Raw genomic sequence first — 14,038 nt, forward strand, 5'->3', positions numbered from 1 at the left:
CGGTCTCGAGGCTCGCCGCACGCGGCTCGCACCTCGACCATCGGATGATGCCCCCCGATTGCGGGGCCGTCCTTGCCCCTTGCCCCTTGCCCCTTGCCCCTTGCCCCTTGCCCCTTGCCCCTTGCCCCTTGCCGTGGGCCGGCTCTTTCCCCCGATGGTCGAGGTGCCCGAGCCCGCCAGGGCGAGGGCCTCGAGACCCGGTGAGACGATGGGAATCGGAACCACGTCAACTCCGGCGAATCCAGCGTGCTTCGTTCGGCATCAACGTCAGACGTCACGTGATGCGTGAGCCGCGCCGCCCTCGATCAATTCATCGAGATGTGCCCTGGACCAGGCGCACATGGTGTGTAGAAGGGCGAGCAGCTCTGCGCCGGCGGGGGTGAGCGAGTAGTCGACGTGCGGACTGGCACGTCCATGATCCCGCCGCGCGACCAGGCCGGAGTGCTCAAGCGTGCGCAGAGTCTGAGTCATCACCTTGTGGCTGACCGGACCGACCGATCGGCATACATCGGCGAAGCGTTTGGGCGCGCCGTCGAGGTATTCGAGGGTTCGCAGGCCCCATTTGGTGGAGACGGCGGCGAACACCTCGCGGGCAATCGTCTGGGCGGCGAGCACGTCGGGGTTGCTCTCGACGTCTGTAAGTGTGGTTACTTTCAAGTGCGTACTTCCCGGTGGGTGGCCGTGTTCCTAACCTCAGAGTATGTCGATTCGGAAAACCTATGCACGATGCTTCGTTGACGATCTGGACTCGGCGCTTTCGTTGTACGAGACGCTCGTCGGGCAGACCGCCGACCTTCGCTTTGAGTTCGAGGGAGCGTCGCTCGCCGCCGTGGGAGATCTCCTGCTGATCGGCGGTCCGCCTGAGGTGACGGATCGCTTCCGCGATACGGTCGGTCCGCTGGTTGTTGATGACCTGACCGAGACGATGGATCGCCTGCGAGACTTGGGCTCGCAAGTGGTAGGCGGACCGTCGCGGAGCGCGACGGGCACGTTCGCTTATGTTCGTCACCCCGACGGAGCCGTGATCGAGTACGTGCAGTGGGATGCGGAAATCCTGCACAAGGTCAGGCTCAACGAGCGCGTCTGTCGGTAGAGAAACCGCAATCTGACGAAACTAGCATCGGCGCAAGGGGTCTCGAGGCTCGCCCTGGCGGGCCCGCACCTCGACCATCGGATGATGGTCCCCGATCGCGGTGCCGATCTCTCCCCCCCGATGGTCGAGGTGCGCGAGCCCGCCAGGGCGAGGGCCTCGAGACCCGGTGAGATAGCCAGTGTCGTCTCGCACTCAGGCAACGATCGTCGTGCACGACGACATGTGCCAGATGATCGGACGGATGCTGTGGTCTCTGCCGACGCTGACGATCCGCAGCACGACGATGTCGTGGTCCCCGGCGCGGTGAATGTTCTCGATGGTGCACTCGAAGTGCACTGGTGTTGCATCGAGAAGGATTGCGCCGGTGGGCAACACGCGAGTGCTCACGCCGGCGAGGCGAGCCGCCTTGTCCTTCGATGACAACTGCCGAATCGCGTCGGCCTGCTGCTCGCCGAGCACCGACACACCCAGCGCCGGCGCCTCGCGCAGAACGGGCCAGGTGGTCGAGGAGTGCTGCACGGCGAACATGACCAGCGGCGGGTCCTGGGAGACGCCGACGGCGAACGAGGATGCCACCAGAACGGTGGGTTCGCCGTCGACGGTTCCGGCCAGTGCGACCACTCCGGTGGGGAAGGCCGAGAACGCTTTTCGTAGTTCGGTGGGGTCGAGGTCGGTGGTGGGGATCATGGTCATCGTCCTTCCGTGGCGAGGGTGGTGGCAGAGCGCAGGACGACCTGGCCCCAGCGTTCGATCCAGGTGGCAAACGCGTCGGGCTGGTCGTAGGACTTGTCCATCACGTAAAGCCCGGCCGCGGGGGTGATGGCACCCAATTGCACGAGAACGGGTTTGAGCAGCAGTTCCGGTGCCATGAAGTGCGCCGGTCCGGCGCCGAGCATCAGCGGGATGGCGGTGACCCCGCGCAGGCCGTCGTCGGTGGAGAACTGGTCGAGGAACAGCTTCAACAGCCCGGTGTAGGTGGCCTTGAATGTCGGGGACGCGATCACCACCAGATCGCTGGAGGCGACGGTGCTCACCGCCTCGGCGACAGCGGGATCACCCCACCCGAGCAACCCCGGCCCCAGGTCCACCACGTCGATGACGTGGTCCGGCTGTTGCCCGGTGAGCTCGGTGGCCAGTCGAGTGGCCGCATGCAGGGTGCGCGAGGCCGGTTTCGGATTCCCCGCGACTACGGTGACGATCACGTGACACCTCTCCAATCTTCGTGACGGACAACTACTCCGAGACGAAGGGTGCGAGCCGACGATTAACCGTCGGTCACCTGATCGTTACGCCCCCATTGCGCGACTTCGCGCCGACGACACCTCCACCGACACCGATGACGGCGCTGGTCACCGCGTCATCGACGTCGGCGCGGACCCGATTGCGCCGCGGACGATCACGCCAGACCCCGATGATCGTGGCGGGTCTCGAACCGTACGAAGTCCGCGCGGAATCGATCGAACACGATCTGGAACGGGGCGCCGTCACTGGTGGTGTAGGTGATCTCGCGCATGAGCAGTGTGCTGCCGGCCGGAACACCGAGAATCTGTCCGGTCCGCTCGTCGCAGCGCTCCGCGCCGATCGACACCCAGGCGTCGCCGGGATCGGTGCCGAAGAACTCTGCCGCGGTCCGTTCCATGGTCAGCGGTATGCCGGCCAGTTCGGTGGGGTCGGCATCATAGGACGCCGAGAAATAGGCGCTGCGCAAACCGATGGTTTCACCAAATGCGTGAAATGTGTTCTCCACCAGCCGAACGTGGTCGTCGTGGATGTTCAGTCGGGTCCGGACCAGGGGGAGGTTGGGGACCAGTCGTTGTTCGCGGATCACGATCTCCACCGATTCTCCGCCGATCCCGGAGATCGCGGTGAGCTCCAGGCCCAGGTCACGACGATGAACCCGCGTGCCGAGCCGCGGCCTGCGTACCAGGAATCCGGCGTCGCTCAATTCGTTGAGGGCGTCACGGACGGCTGCGCGACTGGAATTGAACATCCGGATGAGGTCCTCCTCGACGAGTTGGGTGTCGAGATCGAGGCTGCCCTCGCGAATCGACGCCAAGATGAGGTCGCGCACACGCCGGGACGACACCTGCCGACCTCGGGCGGACCCGCCGCGTGCGCGTGGATGGTATTCGGTCGATCGTGTCATGACAGTCCCTCGAAAGCTCTGGACTCCGGTCCGGTTGTGCTGGCCCCTTGCAGGGAGTTTAGGGCCGAACCCGAGTCCTTGCGTTGTCAAGTAGTCGGGGTCACAGTCGGCGGAATTGCGTTCAGGTTTCCCACAGAAACACTCTGAACTGCACCGATGCACGCCGACGCCGGTGTGTCAGCGGCGCAATAGCCGAGTCACGAAAGCGCGCAGGAACCGAAACAAAGCGCCCCGAAGATCGTCGCATCGTCCTTGGCAACATCAATCGGGAGGGTGCCGGTGACCGCCGAAACCACCATCGTCATCACTGAGACGCACGAGAATGCGCCGTCGCGCGACGTCTCCGGGGCAGTGATCGCACGCCTGCGCTCCAACCTGTGGATCGCACGTGCGGCGGGCACGGCGATCGTCAACTTCCTCATCTTCGTCGTCCTCGCGTTCTTTCTCGTCAAGATGATCCCGGGCGATCCGCTCGTGTCCGCCTCGGGTGGTCAGCTGTCCGGGGCGGCACTGGAGGCCGCACGAGACAGCTACGGCCTCAACGATTCCTGGATCTCGCAGTTCGGGACCTACCTGCACGGACTCGCCACCTTCGATCTCGGAAGCTCGATCGCCACCGGCCGGCCGGTCGCCGACGACATGGCCACCCGCGTACCGGCGACCATCGAACTCGTCGGATCAGGCTTGTTCTTCGGCGCGCTGGTGAGCCTTGTACTCTCGTATTTCGTTGTCACACGGCCCAAGAACCTCATCGCCGGCGCCGTGCGGGGCTACGCCCGAGCTGCCGGAGCCGTCCCCGAGTACGTCATCGGCATCGCATTCCTGTTCATCTTCTTCGCGACGCTGCACTGGGTGCCTGCGCCGTCGGGACGGCTCGACCCGCTGTTGATGCCACCGCCGCAGGTCACCGGCTTCCCGATCCTCGACGCACTCATCGCCGGTGACATGCCGGCCGCGAGTTCCTATGTGGCCCACCTTTTCCTACCGGTCGTCGTGATGGTCGTGGCGCACTCGGCGATCCTCGTCAAGACCCTGATCCTGTCCCTGGACAAGGAGATCGACAGCCCGGCAACACGTTTCCGCATCGCCTCCGGCGCCCCACGTCGAACGGTACTGCTCAGCATCTATCGTCGCGCCCTGCCGACCGCGGTCGCCATGCTGGGCATGGTCTTCGGGCTCCTGCTCGGCGGGGCGGTGGTGCTCGAATCGCTGTTCGGCCTCGGTGGCCTCGGCCAATACGCCGTCGACGCGGTCAAGGCCTCCGACGTCTACGCCCTGCGCTCGTTCCTCGTCGTCACCGCAGGGCTGTGTCTGGCCGCCTACTTCCTCACCGACATCGCCACCGGCCTCCTCGACCCGCGACGCCGTTCCGCCCGAAACCAGGAGATCTGATGACCGCCGCCGACCCCACTGTCACACCCACGACCGGCACCCACGCCACCGCCGATCTCGTCATCCCGGCCGCCACCGAGAGTCGACGTACCACCGCGGCCGCCACGGGAATCCTGCGTCGCTACTGGGGATTTCTGCCCTTCGGCGTGCTCGTGCTGTTGGCGGTGATCGGACCGCTGCTCGCGCCGCAATCGGCGACGATGGTCGTCGGCCCACCGTCGGTCGGTCCGTCGGGAGCGCACCTGTTCGGCACCGACTCCAACGGTTTCGACGTGTTCTCCCGCACCCTGACCGGCTTCCGCCTCGACGTCATGATCGCCATCGCGGTCACCGTCCTCGCGACCGCGGTGGCGGTGCTCATCGGCACCTTCTCGGGGATGTACGCGACCTCGACGGGCGTCCGCGGGTTCCTCGCCTCGACGGTCGGACGTCTCATCGATCTCATCCAGGCGCTGCCGGTGATGATCGCGGGACTGGTGATCGTGTCGTTCTTCGGCCGCAACGCCGTCGTCATCACGATCGCACTGAGCATCGTGGTGATGCCGTTCCAGGCGCGGCTCATGCGCACCGAGGTGATGCGCACCCGCACCGACGGTTATGTCACCGCCGCCCGCATGAGCGGCGAATCCGAACTGCGCGTCGTGCTTCGACACGTGATCCCCAACTCGTGGGGGCCGATGCTGGAGAACAGTTCGGCGATCTTCGGCATGGCGATCATCTTCTGCGCCGGGCTCGGCTTCCTCGGCGTCGGTATCCCACTCCCCGAAGCGGAATGGGGCAACATGCTCTCCTCCGGCGCACCCGACGCCGCCGTCGGCCGCTGGTGGCCCGCCCTGTTCCCGGCGCTGGCCCTCGCCTACGCCGTCTGGGCCGCCTCGACGTTCACCACCGCGGCAGGCGCCCTTCGCCGCCGCTGACCTCCCACACCGACCAGAGTCCACGAATCACGTTGCGTCATATCCCTGTTGAGAGAAAACGGAGTAGTTCTGAGATGAAGATTCCCAAGAAGGTGGTACTCGGCCTGACCGCCATGCTCGCCTCGGCGATGGTGCTCACCGCATGCGGCGGTGGGTCCTCGGAGGAGAGCGGCCTGGTCCTGGTGACGGCCGCTCAGCCGCAGAGCTTCAGCTACGAGACCAGTGCCACCGGGTATGAGTCGGCGGAGTTCTTCATGAACACCGGTGCCACGCTGATCCGCAACCCCTACGTCGCCGGCGACAACGGGATGGCCGCCCACCAGCAGCTGTTCGAATTCGAGCCGGAGCTGGCCAAGAGCTACGACGTCAGCGCCGACAAGAAGGTCTACACCTTCCATCTCAACACCGCGGCAAAGAGCGTGGCGGGCAGTGCCCTCGACGCCGACGACGTCATCTTCTCCTTGCAGCGCAAGTTCAAGGTCGACACCAGCATCATCCCGTTCATCAGCAAACCCGTCCTCACCGACCCCGACACCCAGGTCCGCAAGATCGACGACGCCACTGTCGAGATCTCGATCGCCGACCCCGGTTTCGGTTTCACGCTGCTCTCGCTCCTCGCGAACACGCCGTACACCATCTACGACGCCAAGGTCCTCAAGTCCCACGCCACCGCCGCCGACCCGTACGGCGTCGAATGGTCGAAGACCAACGCCGGCTTCGGGTTCGGTGCCTACAAGCTCACCGACTACACCCCCGGCCAGCAGATGGTCTATGAAGCCAATCCGGGATTCGCGCTCGGCGCACCCAAGGTCAAGCGCATCGTGCAACGCGTCGTCGCCGACCCCGGCCAGCGCAGCAACCTCGTCAAGAGCGGCGGCGCGTCCATCGCGACGCAGCTGCGGCCGGCCGATCAGGTCGCGCTCCAGCAGGCCAACGCCGCGCAGGTGTTCACCGTGCCCACCAACGCCTACGTCTATATCCCGCTGCTGACCACCAAGGCGCCGTTCGACAATCCGGCGGTGCGGCGGGCGTTCGCCTCGGCGGTGCCGTACGAGTCGATCATGAAGAACGTCTATCACGGTCGCCTGGGCCCGCTGACGTCGATCCTCAACGGCACGCTGCCCGGCTACAACGCGTCCGGATTGCAGCCCAACAGCACCGACCCGCAACGGTCCCTGCAACTGTTGCGGGACGCGGGAATCAGCACACCGGTCAAGTTCGCACTGACCGTCAACAACGCCGTGCCCGACCTGGAGGAGACCGCGGTCCAGATTCAAACCGCAGCCGCCAGTGCAGGATTCGAGGTCACCATCAACGAGGTCAACTCCGCGGTGTTCCAGGAGGGCTTGGCCAACAAGACCTTCCAGGCGTCCATGGGCCGTGACTACGCCGTCGTCCAGTCGCCGCCGTATGTGCTGTCGCTGTTCTACACCCCCGGATCGCCCATCAACTGGCCCGACTTCGACTACGCACCGCTCAACGACGCCATCGCCGCCGGCAACGCCGCCGGGGATCCGCTCTCGACGGCGGCGTGGACCCAATGGAACAACGCCACCCGCATCCTCGCCGACCAGATGCCGACGGTCTACGTCGGATACGTCCAGCCGCTGAACGCATTCGCCAACAACCTCAAGGGCTATGTGTTCCGCACCGACAACGTCATCGACTACTCGGAGCTCGAACAATGACACTCGATCACGCACCCCGCCTGGCCGCCGACACGCCGCACACCGACTCCGGCACAACGTATATCGCCGAAGCCCGACCCGACATGCCGGTTCTCGAGGTCGCCGACCTCACCGTCGCCTACCACGGTGCGGTCAAGGTGGAGCCGACCAGCTTCACCGTCCGGCGCGGTGAACGCCTCGCGATCGTCGGCGAGTCGGGATCGGGAAAGTCCAGCATCGCCAACGCGATCGGCGGATTCATCAGCCCAGAGGCCGGCACCGTCAGCGCAACCACACTGACCTGCATGGGCCGTTCGCTGCTCGACGCGCCCGCCAAGCGCATTCCGGTACGCCGGGAGGGGATCTCGATGATCTTCCAGGACGCGATGAGCAGCCTCGACCCGGTGTGGAGTGTGGGTAGCCAGCTCCTGGCCGTACTGCCGTCGGCGAGGCACGGGTCGCGGCGAGCGCGGCGCGGCATCGCCGAGGAGCGGCTGCGGCAGGTCGGGATCACTGATCCGAGGCGCGTCATGGGCGCTCTGCCCGAACAACTCTCGGGCGGCATGCGCCAGCGGGTGATGATGGCAATCGCCCTGGCCGGTGAGCCGGAACTGCTCATCGCCGACGAGCCGACCAGTGCGCTCGACGTCACCCTGGCGATCACCGTGATGGAGTTGCTGACCGGTCTGGCCGCCGACGAAGGAGCCGCGCTGGTCTTCATCTCCCACGATCTGCCGCTGTCCCGCAGGTACTGCGACCGGATGCTGGTGATGCGCGCCGGGCGGATCGTCGAACACCTCGATCCCGATCACGTCACCGACGCCACCGACCCGTACACCCGCGGGCTGTTCGCGTGCATGCCGACGCTTCAGTCGTGCGACCGCGACCGGCTGCCCACCGTGGACGACCTCATCCGAGCGGAGATGGTCGCATGAGCACCACCATCGAACTGGTGGGCGTCACCAAACGCTACGGCGGGGTGAGCGCACTCGACGGTGTCGACGCACGGTTCGCCTCCGGTGTCGCCACCGGGATCGTCGGCGAAAGTGGCTCGGGCAAATCCACATTGGGCCGGATGATCGTCGGCCTGTCCGAGCCGAGTGCCGGTCAGGTGCTCGTCGACGGCAACGATCTCGCCGATCTGTTGAAGTGGCGGACGCGACGCACGGAGTATCTGCAGACCGTTCAGCTCGTCGCGCAGGACACCACCACAACGTTCGATCCGCGCCACCGCGTGCGCCACGCAGTCCGGCGGCCCGCCGAATTGCTCGGTGGGATGGACCGACGGGCCGCCGACACCGCGGTGGAGGAGATCGTCGACGAACTCGGCATCGACGCCGAACTCCTGGATCGCTACCCCGATCAGCTCTCCGGTGGTCAGCGCCAACGACTGTCGATCGCGCGGGCACTGGTGGTGCGCCCGGAGATCCTGGTGTGCGACGAGGCCGTCAGTGCACTCGACATCTCCGCGCAGGCGGTGGTGCTGAACCTCCTCAAAGGCTACGTGCGCACCCATTCCCTCGGTCTGGTGTTCATCTCCCACGGCCTGCCGGCGACCGGTTTCCTCACCGAGCAGCTGCTCGTGATGAACGCCGGGACGATCGTCGAATCCGGTTCGACCGCCACGGTTCTGAATCATCCGCAGCACCCGTACACCCAACAACTCGTCGAGTCCTACCGGCGGATCGACATGAGCGCCGCATGATCTCGCTCGTCGCCCCGACCGGGCACCCACCACACACCGCAGAAGTAAAGGAGTAGGCAATGTTTCATCTCGGATGGTTCCTCGGAGACGGATTCGGAATCCACGCATGGAGTCCCGCCAACGGCGACGGCCCGTGGATCGGCTCCAACGCGACCGACTGGATGCGCCCCGACATCTACATCGACATGGCACGCAGCCTCGAACGCGCCGGCTTCGACTACATCCTCATCGAGGACACGTCCATGGTCGAGGACTCCTACAAGCAGTCCGCGGAGACCTCACTGCGCCGCGGGTTCATGGCGCCGAAGAACGACCCGATGCCGTTGGTGCCGTTGATGACCCAGGCCACCCGGCACATCGGGATCATTCCCACCGTGTCGACGATCCAGTACCCGCCGTACCTCGCGGCCCGTGCCTTCACCACCCTCGATCACCTCACCGAGGGCCGCGTCGGCATGAACGTGGTGACCAGCGTGACCGATCGGGTCGCCCAGAACTTCGGATACGAGCGGCATCTCGAGCACGACGAGCGCTACGACATGGCGATGGAGTGGATCGACGTCGTCAAGCAGCTGCAGGAATCGTGGGAGCCCGACGCGGTCATCGCCGACCCGTACGGCGGCGTCTACGCCGATCACACCAAGGTCACGCCGATCGAGTTCGTGGGCAAGTACTTCAAGTGCCGTGGACCGCTGAACACCATTCCCGGCCCGCAGCGCACCACCCCGGTGTGCTCGGCCGGTAGCTCACCCGCCGGCCGCGCGTTGGCCGCAGCCTACGACGACACCCAGATCGCGATCGTCCGTGACGCCGAGGCCGCACGAAAGTATCGAGAGGACATGCGGTCTCGGGTGACGGCACTGGGTCGCAACCCCGACGACGTCAAGTTCTTGTTCATCGCCACACCCACCATCGCCGCCTCTGACGCCGAAGCGCAGGAACAGTATGCGGCGTATCAGGCGGCCCGGGCGTCGGACAAGGCGATCGAATACAACCTGTGGAACATGTCCTACACGTCCGGTGGGCGTATCGATTTCGGTGGGATCGATCCCGACACCAAGATTCGCGACATCGATCTGTCGAAGCAGAACGGGGAGTACACCTCCATCAAGGAACTCTTCGAGGGTCACGAGGACGAGACGCTGCGTGAGGTGGTCGCCAAGAGCCACCAGGTCAAGGACATGGGACTGATCGGCTCTCCGGGGACGGTCGCGGCGAAGATGGGCGAGATCATGGAAGAGGCCGGCGGCGACGGATTCCTGTTCTACCTGCCGACCACCCGCCACAACTTCGCGTTGGTCGCCGACGGTCTCGCACCCGAGCTGCGGCGCCGCGGACTGATCCGGGAGGAATACACCGGCTCCACGCTCAAGGAGAATCTGCGCGCGTTCTGAGCCGGTCGGCGGTGGTCCAGCCGCTGTGAGGAGGGAGAGGGAATGGATGTCGGGCAGAACGCGGTCGTGGTCGTCGCCGACGACGACGCCACCGGCGGCGGTCATCTCGTCGTCGACGCCGGTGAGGTGTCGGCGCAGACGCTGATGGGTGTCGGTGCCGTGGGGACCGGCAGCGTCAGCGTCGTGGTGACCGATGTGCGGTGGCAGCAGATCATGTCCGCCGTGGCCGGCGTCCATTCCCTCGACATCGCCGGCGTCATGATCGATCTCGTGCAGTCGGGGGAGACCGATACCGTGCGAGGCCGGGCCGCGACGATCAGCGCCATCGCCGGCGGTGGGAGCGACGTGCGGTTCTCGACACACGGTTACGTGAGGGTCCGTCACGGCGAGCGCCACGACGGTCCGTGGTCCGACCGTGCCGCCCTGATCGTCGGTCGCCGACGCTGGAAATCCGATGCGGTCGTCGTGAGCAGGCTCGGCAGTCGCAGGTATCCGGGAGAGCCGGCCCGGGGGAGCGAACTCCGCGAGATCGCAGGCGATCTCGGCTGCGACGTGTGCGTTGTCGACGACGATGTTCTGACAGCTGCGGATGACGGCGTGGTGGGAACCGCGGTGCACGTGCGGCTTCCGCTGCCGCACGGCGAGTTCCGCGGCATCGGCTTCACCCTGGGCGCCGACCGTGCCGAACACCTCGCGCTACTCGCCTGCGGTGCGCGTGCAGACAATGCCGGTCCGATGAGGGTGGTGGTGCACCGCGAATGCCCGGTGGCCGATACCTTCGGCGCGCTCGGCTGTGACTGCCGCGACCGGCTCGACGCCGCCTTGATCAGCACGATCGCCGGCGACACCGACGTCGTCCTGTACCTGCGCGACGCTGATTGGCGTTCGCTCACCCACTCCGCTCGACCAACCTGGACTCCCGACCACGTGGCCTCGATCCTGCGTCAGCTGGATATGTCCGCCGAGCACGGCGTGGTCATCACCGAACCGATCAGCCCGCCCGCCTGCCGCTCCGCATAGGCCACACCTTCCCCCGATCGCGCCTTCCCTGCGGATGGCGGTCACGCCTTCCCGTGATCGTCCCCCGATCGCGGCCGCGCCCTTCCCCCGATGGTCGAGGTGCCCGAGCCCGCCAGGGCGAGGGCCTCGAGACCCGGTGAGTCGAATGTTTCCGCAACCACCGCGAACTGACGAAACCAGCTTCGGCGCAGGCGGTCTCGAGGCTCGCCGCACGCGGCTCGCACCTCGACCATCAGATGATGATCCCCCGATCGCAGCCGCGCCCTTCCCCCCGATCGCGGCCGCGTCTTACCCCCCGATGGTCGAGGTGCCCGAGCCCGCCAGGGCGAGGGCCTCGAGACCCGGTGAGTCGAATGTTTCCGCAGCCACGCGGACCGACGAAAACAGCGTCGGTGCAAGCGGTCTCGAGGCTCGCCGCACGCGGCTCGCACCTCGACCATCGGATGATGATCCCCCGATCGCAGCCGCGCCCTTCCCCCGATCGCGGCCGCGTCTTACCCCCCCGATGGTCGAGGTGCCCGAGCCCGCCAGGGCGAGGGCCTCGAGACCCGGTGAGTCGAATGTTTCCGCAGCCACGTTGACCGACGAAAACAGCGTCGGCGCAGGCGGTCTCGAGGCTCGCCGCACGCGGCTCGCACCTCGACCATCGGATGATGATCCCCCGATCGCAGCCGCGCCCTTCCCCCCGATCGCGGCCGCGTCTTACCCCCCGATGGTCGAGGTGCCCGAGCCCGCCAGGGCGAGGGCCTCGAGACCCGGTGAGTCGAATGTTTCCGCAGCCACGCGGACCGACGAAAACAGCGTCGGTGCAAGCGGTCTCGAGGCTCGCCGCACGCGGCTCGCACCTCGACCATCGGATGATGATCCCCCGATCGCAGCCGCGCCCTTCCCCCCGATCGCGGCCGCGTCTTACCCCCCCGATGGTCGAGGTGCCCGAGCCCGCTAGGGCGAGGGCCTCGAGACCCGGTGAGTCGAATGTTTCCGCAGCCACGTTGACCGACGAAAACAGCGTCGGTGCAAGCGGTCTCGAGGCTCGCCGCACGCGGCTCGCACCTCGACCATCGGATGATGATCCCCCGATCGCAGCCGCGCCCTTCCCCCCGATCGCGGCCGCGTCTTACCCCCCGATGGTCGAGGTGCCCGAGCCCGCCAGGGCGAGGGCCTCGAGACCCGGTGAGTCGAATGTTTCCGCAACCACCGCGAACTGACGAAACCAGCTTCGGCGCAGGCGGTCTCGAGGCTCGCCGCACGCGGCTCGCACCTCGACCATCGGATGATGATCCCCCGATCGCAGCCGCGCCCTTCCCCCCGCTGGGGCGAGGGCCTCGAGACCCGGTGAGACGAAAACGCCCCTCACCCCAACACCCTCCCCAGCCCCGCACACAGCCAGTCGACGTCGGCGGACGAGAACACCAGTGGTGGGCGGATTTTGAGTACGTTCGAGTCCGCTCCGCACACCGAGATCAGGATGCCTTCACGACGAAGATCGTTGACGAGGCGTCGGGCGAATACGCGGTCCGGGCTGCGGGTGCGCTCGTCGGCGACGATCTCGACGCCGATGTACAGTCCGCTGCCGCGCACGTCACCCACCCTCTCGTCGTCACGGGTGACGTCGAGGATGCCATCGAGGAGTTCGCCGCCGACGGTGGCTGCGTTCTCGATGAGCTTGTCCTCCTCGATGATGTCGAGCACTGCGGTGGCGGCCGCTGCCGCCACCGGACTCCCACCGAAGGTGTTGAAGTAGGGGACCGCCGTCGCGAAGGGCGCGAGCACTCTCGACGATGCGGCCATTGCCGCCACGGGAATGCCGTTGCCCATGGGTTTGCCCATGGTGACGAGGTCGGGGACCACCGCGTGCCGGTCGAAGCCCCACATTCCTGCGCCGGTCCGTCCGAATCCGGGCTGCACCTCGTCGGCGATGAATACACCTCCGGTGGCACGGACCGCTGCCACCGCGGGTCCGAGCAGACGGGGGTCGACGAAGATCCCGTCGGAGGAGAACAGCGTGTCGACGATCAGCGCGCTCACCCCGAAGCCGGCCCGCTGTAGATCTGCGGCGGCCGCGGCGACGTTTGCGGCAAAGTACTGTGCCGCATCCACCGGTGTGAGCACGTGGGTGTCGGGGATGGGCACGGTCCGGACGTGCTCGCCGACGCCGATGGTCGAGCTCAGTGACGGCGAGATCTCGGTCACCGCAGCGGTGTTGCCGTGGTAGGCATTGGCGGTGATGATCACCCCGCGTGCCCCTGTGTACTGTGCGGCCACCCGCAGGGCGAGGTCGTTGGCCTCGGAACCGGTGCAACAGAACATGATCTGATCGATCCCGCCGGGCAACGTCTCCAGCAGCCTGATCGAATAGTCGACGATTCCCGAATGCAGGTATCGCGTGTGGGTGTTCAGGGTGCCGATCTGCTCTGCGACGGCGCTGGTGACCCGTGGATGGGCGTGCCCCACGCAGGCAACGTTGTTGTAGGCGTCGAGATACTCGCGGCCGTCGGCGTCGAACAGCCGGGTGCCTTGACCGCGGACGAGATGTACCGGATCGTCGTAGAACAGTCGATAGGCGGGTCCGAGGACTCGCTCGCGGTCGGTGATGAGCTCGGCGATCGTGGGATCGACGGGTTGGGTTCCGTCAAAACTGTTGGAATCCATGATGTTCGAGTAGCCCACGATCGCCGTGCCTTTCGGATGGTGGAGCGGTTGG

The 14,038-nt window shown here is 66.3% G+C and carries 13 protein-coding genes; 8 read left to right on the forward strand and 5 right to left on the reverse strand.

Annotated elements, in window-relative coordinates; all coding sequences use genetic code 11:
• Positions 1–267 precede the first annotated feature (267 nt).
• A complete protein-coding gene (locus J6U32_RS08110; protein WP_244332697.1) occupies positions 268–657 on the reverse strand; it encodes a winged helix-turn-helix transcriptional regulator in 390 nt (129 codons plus the stop codon).
• Between the two features lie 43 nt (positions 658–700).
• Between J6U32_RS08110 and J6U32_RS08115 the strand changes: the two genes are divergently transcribed.
• The gene (locus tag J6U32_RS08115; RefSeq protein ID WP_208794561.1) at positions 701–1,093 is read left to right on the forward strand and encodes a VOC family protein; all 393 of its coding nucleotides are present in this window, start codon (positions 701–703) and stop codon (positions 1,091–1,093) included.
• A gap of 192 nt (positions 1,094–1,285) precedes the next feature.
• Here J6U32_RS08115 and J6U32_RS08120 read toward each other — a convergent pair whose 3' ends face one another.
• From J6U32_RS08120 to J6U32_RS08130, 3 genes are all read right to left on the reverse strand, one after another.
• On the reverse strand, positions 1,286–1,780 hold the full coding sequence (locus J6U32_RS08120; RefSeq protein WP_208794563.1) for a flavin reductase family protein: 495 nt from the start codon (positions 1,778–1,780) through the stop codon (positions 1,286–1,288).
• 2 nt (positions 1,781–1,782) lie between these two features.
• Positions 1,783–2,295 (reverse strand): NADPH-dependent FMN reductase, encoded by a 513-nt coding sequence (locus tag J6U32_RS08125; protein ID WP_208794565.1) that lies wholly within the window; start codon positions 2,293–2,295, stop codon positions 1,783–1,785.
• Between the two features lie 194 nt (positions 2,296–2,489).
• Positions 2,490–3,164 (reverse strand): GntR family transcriptional regulator, encoded by a 675-nt coding sequence (locus J6U32_RS08130; protein ID WP_348273370.1) that lies wholly within the window; start codon positions 3,162–3,164, stop codon positions 2,490–2,492.
• A 354-nt stretch (positions 3,165–3,518) separates the two neighbouring features.
• On the opposite strand from J6U32_RS08130, the gene J6U32_RS08135 reads away from it, so the two are divergent.
• The 7 genes from J6U32_RS08135 (at position 3,519) to J6U32_RS08165 (ending at position 11,334) form a co-directional block, all read left to right on the forward strand.
• On the forward strand, positions 3,519–4,631 hold the full coding sequence (locus J6U32_RS08135) for an ABC transporter permease (protein ID WP_208794569.1): 1,113 nt from the start codon (positions 3,519–3,521) through the stop codon (positions 4,629–4,631).
• Positions 4,631–5,548, forward strand: a complete 918-nt coding sequence (locus J6U32_RS08140) for an ABC transporter permease (protein ID WP_208794570.1) — start codon at positions 4,631–4,633, stop codon at positions 5,546–5,548. The genes J6U32_RS08135 and J6U32_RS08140 overlap by 1 nt, the downstream gene beginning before the upstream one ends.
• Positions 5,549–5,622: 74 nt before the next feature.
• Positions 5,623–7,236 carry an ABC transporter substrate-binding protein gene (locus J6U32_RS08145; protein ID WP_208794572.1) on the forward strand — a complete coding sequence of 538 codons (1,614 nt, stop codon included), beginning with the start codon at positions 5,623–5,625 and terminating at the stop codon, positions 7,234–7,236.
• Positions 7,233–8,150 (forward strand): ABC transporter ATP-binding protein, encoded by a 918-nt coding sequence (locus tag J6U32_RS08150; protein ID WP_244332699.1) that lies wholly within the window; start codon positions 7,233–7,235, stop codon positions 8,148–8,150. The genes J6U32_RS08145 and J6U32_RS08150 overlap by 4 nt, the downstream gene beginning before the upstream one ends.
• Complete coding sequence (locus J6U32_RS08155) at positions 8,147–8,920, forward strand: ABC transporter ATP-binding protein (RefSeq protein WP_208794574.1); 774 nt, start codon at positions 8,147–8,149, stop codon at positions 8,918–8,920. The genes J6U32_RS08150 and J6U32_RS08155 overlap by 4 nt, the downstream gene beginning before the upstream one ends.
• 59 nt (positions 8,921–8,979) lie before the next feature.
• Positions 8,980–10,314 carry an NtaA/DmoA family FMN-dependent monooxygenase gene (locus tag J6U32_RS08160; RefSeq protein ID WP_208794576.1) on the forward strand — a complete coding sequence of 445 codons (1,335 nt, stop codon included), beginning with the start codon at positions 8,980–8,982 and terminating at the stop codon, positions 10,312–10,314.
• Between the two features lie 42 nt (positions 10,315–10,356).
• Complete coding sequence (locus J6U32_RS08165) at positions 10,357–11,334, forward strand: hypothetical protein (RefSeq protein WP_208794578.1); 978 nt, start codon at positions 10,357–10,359, stop codon at positions 11,332–11,334.
• A gap of 1,353 nt (positions 11,335–12,687) precedes the next feature.
• On the opposite strand, the gene J6U32_RS08170 is transcribed toward J6U32_RS08165, so the two are convergent.
• Positions 12,688–14,004, reverse strand: a complete 1,317-nt coding sequence (locus J6U32_RS08170; protein ID WP_208794580.1) for an aspartate aminotransferase family protein — start codon at positions 14,002–14,004, stop codon at positions 12,688–12,690.
• Positions 14,005–14,038: the final 34 nt, after the last annotated feature.

This window comes from Gordonia polyisoprenivorans (assembly GCF_017654315.1).
Lineage (GTDB): Bacteria > Actinomycetota > Actinomycetes > Mycobacteriales > Mycobacteriaceae > Gordonia > Gordonia polyisoprenivorans_A.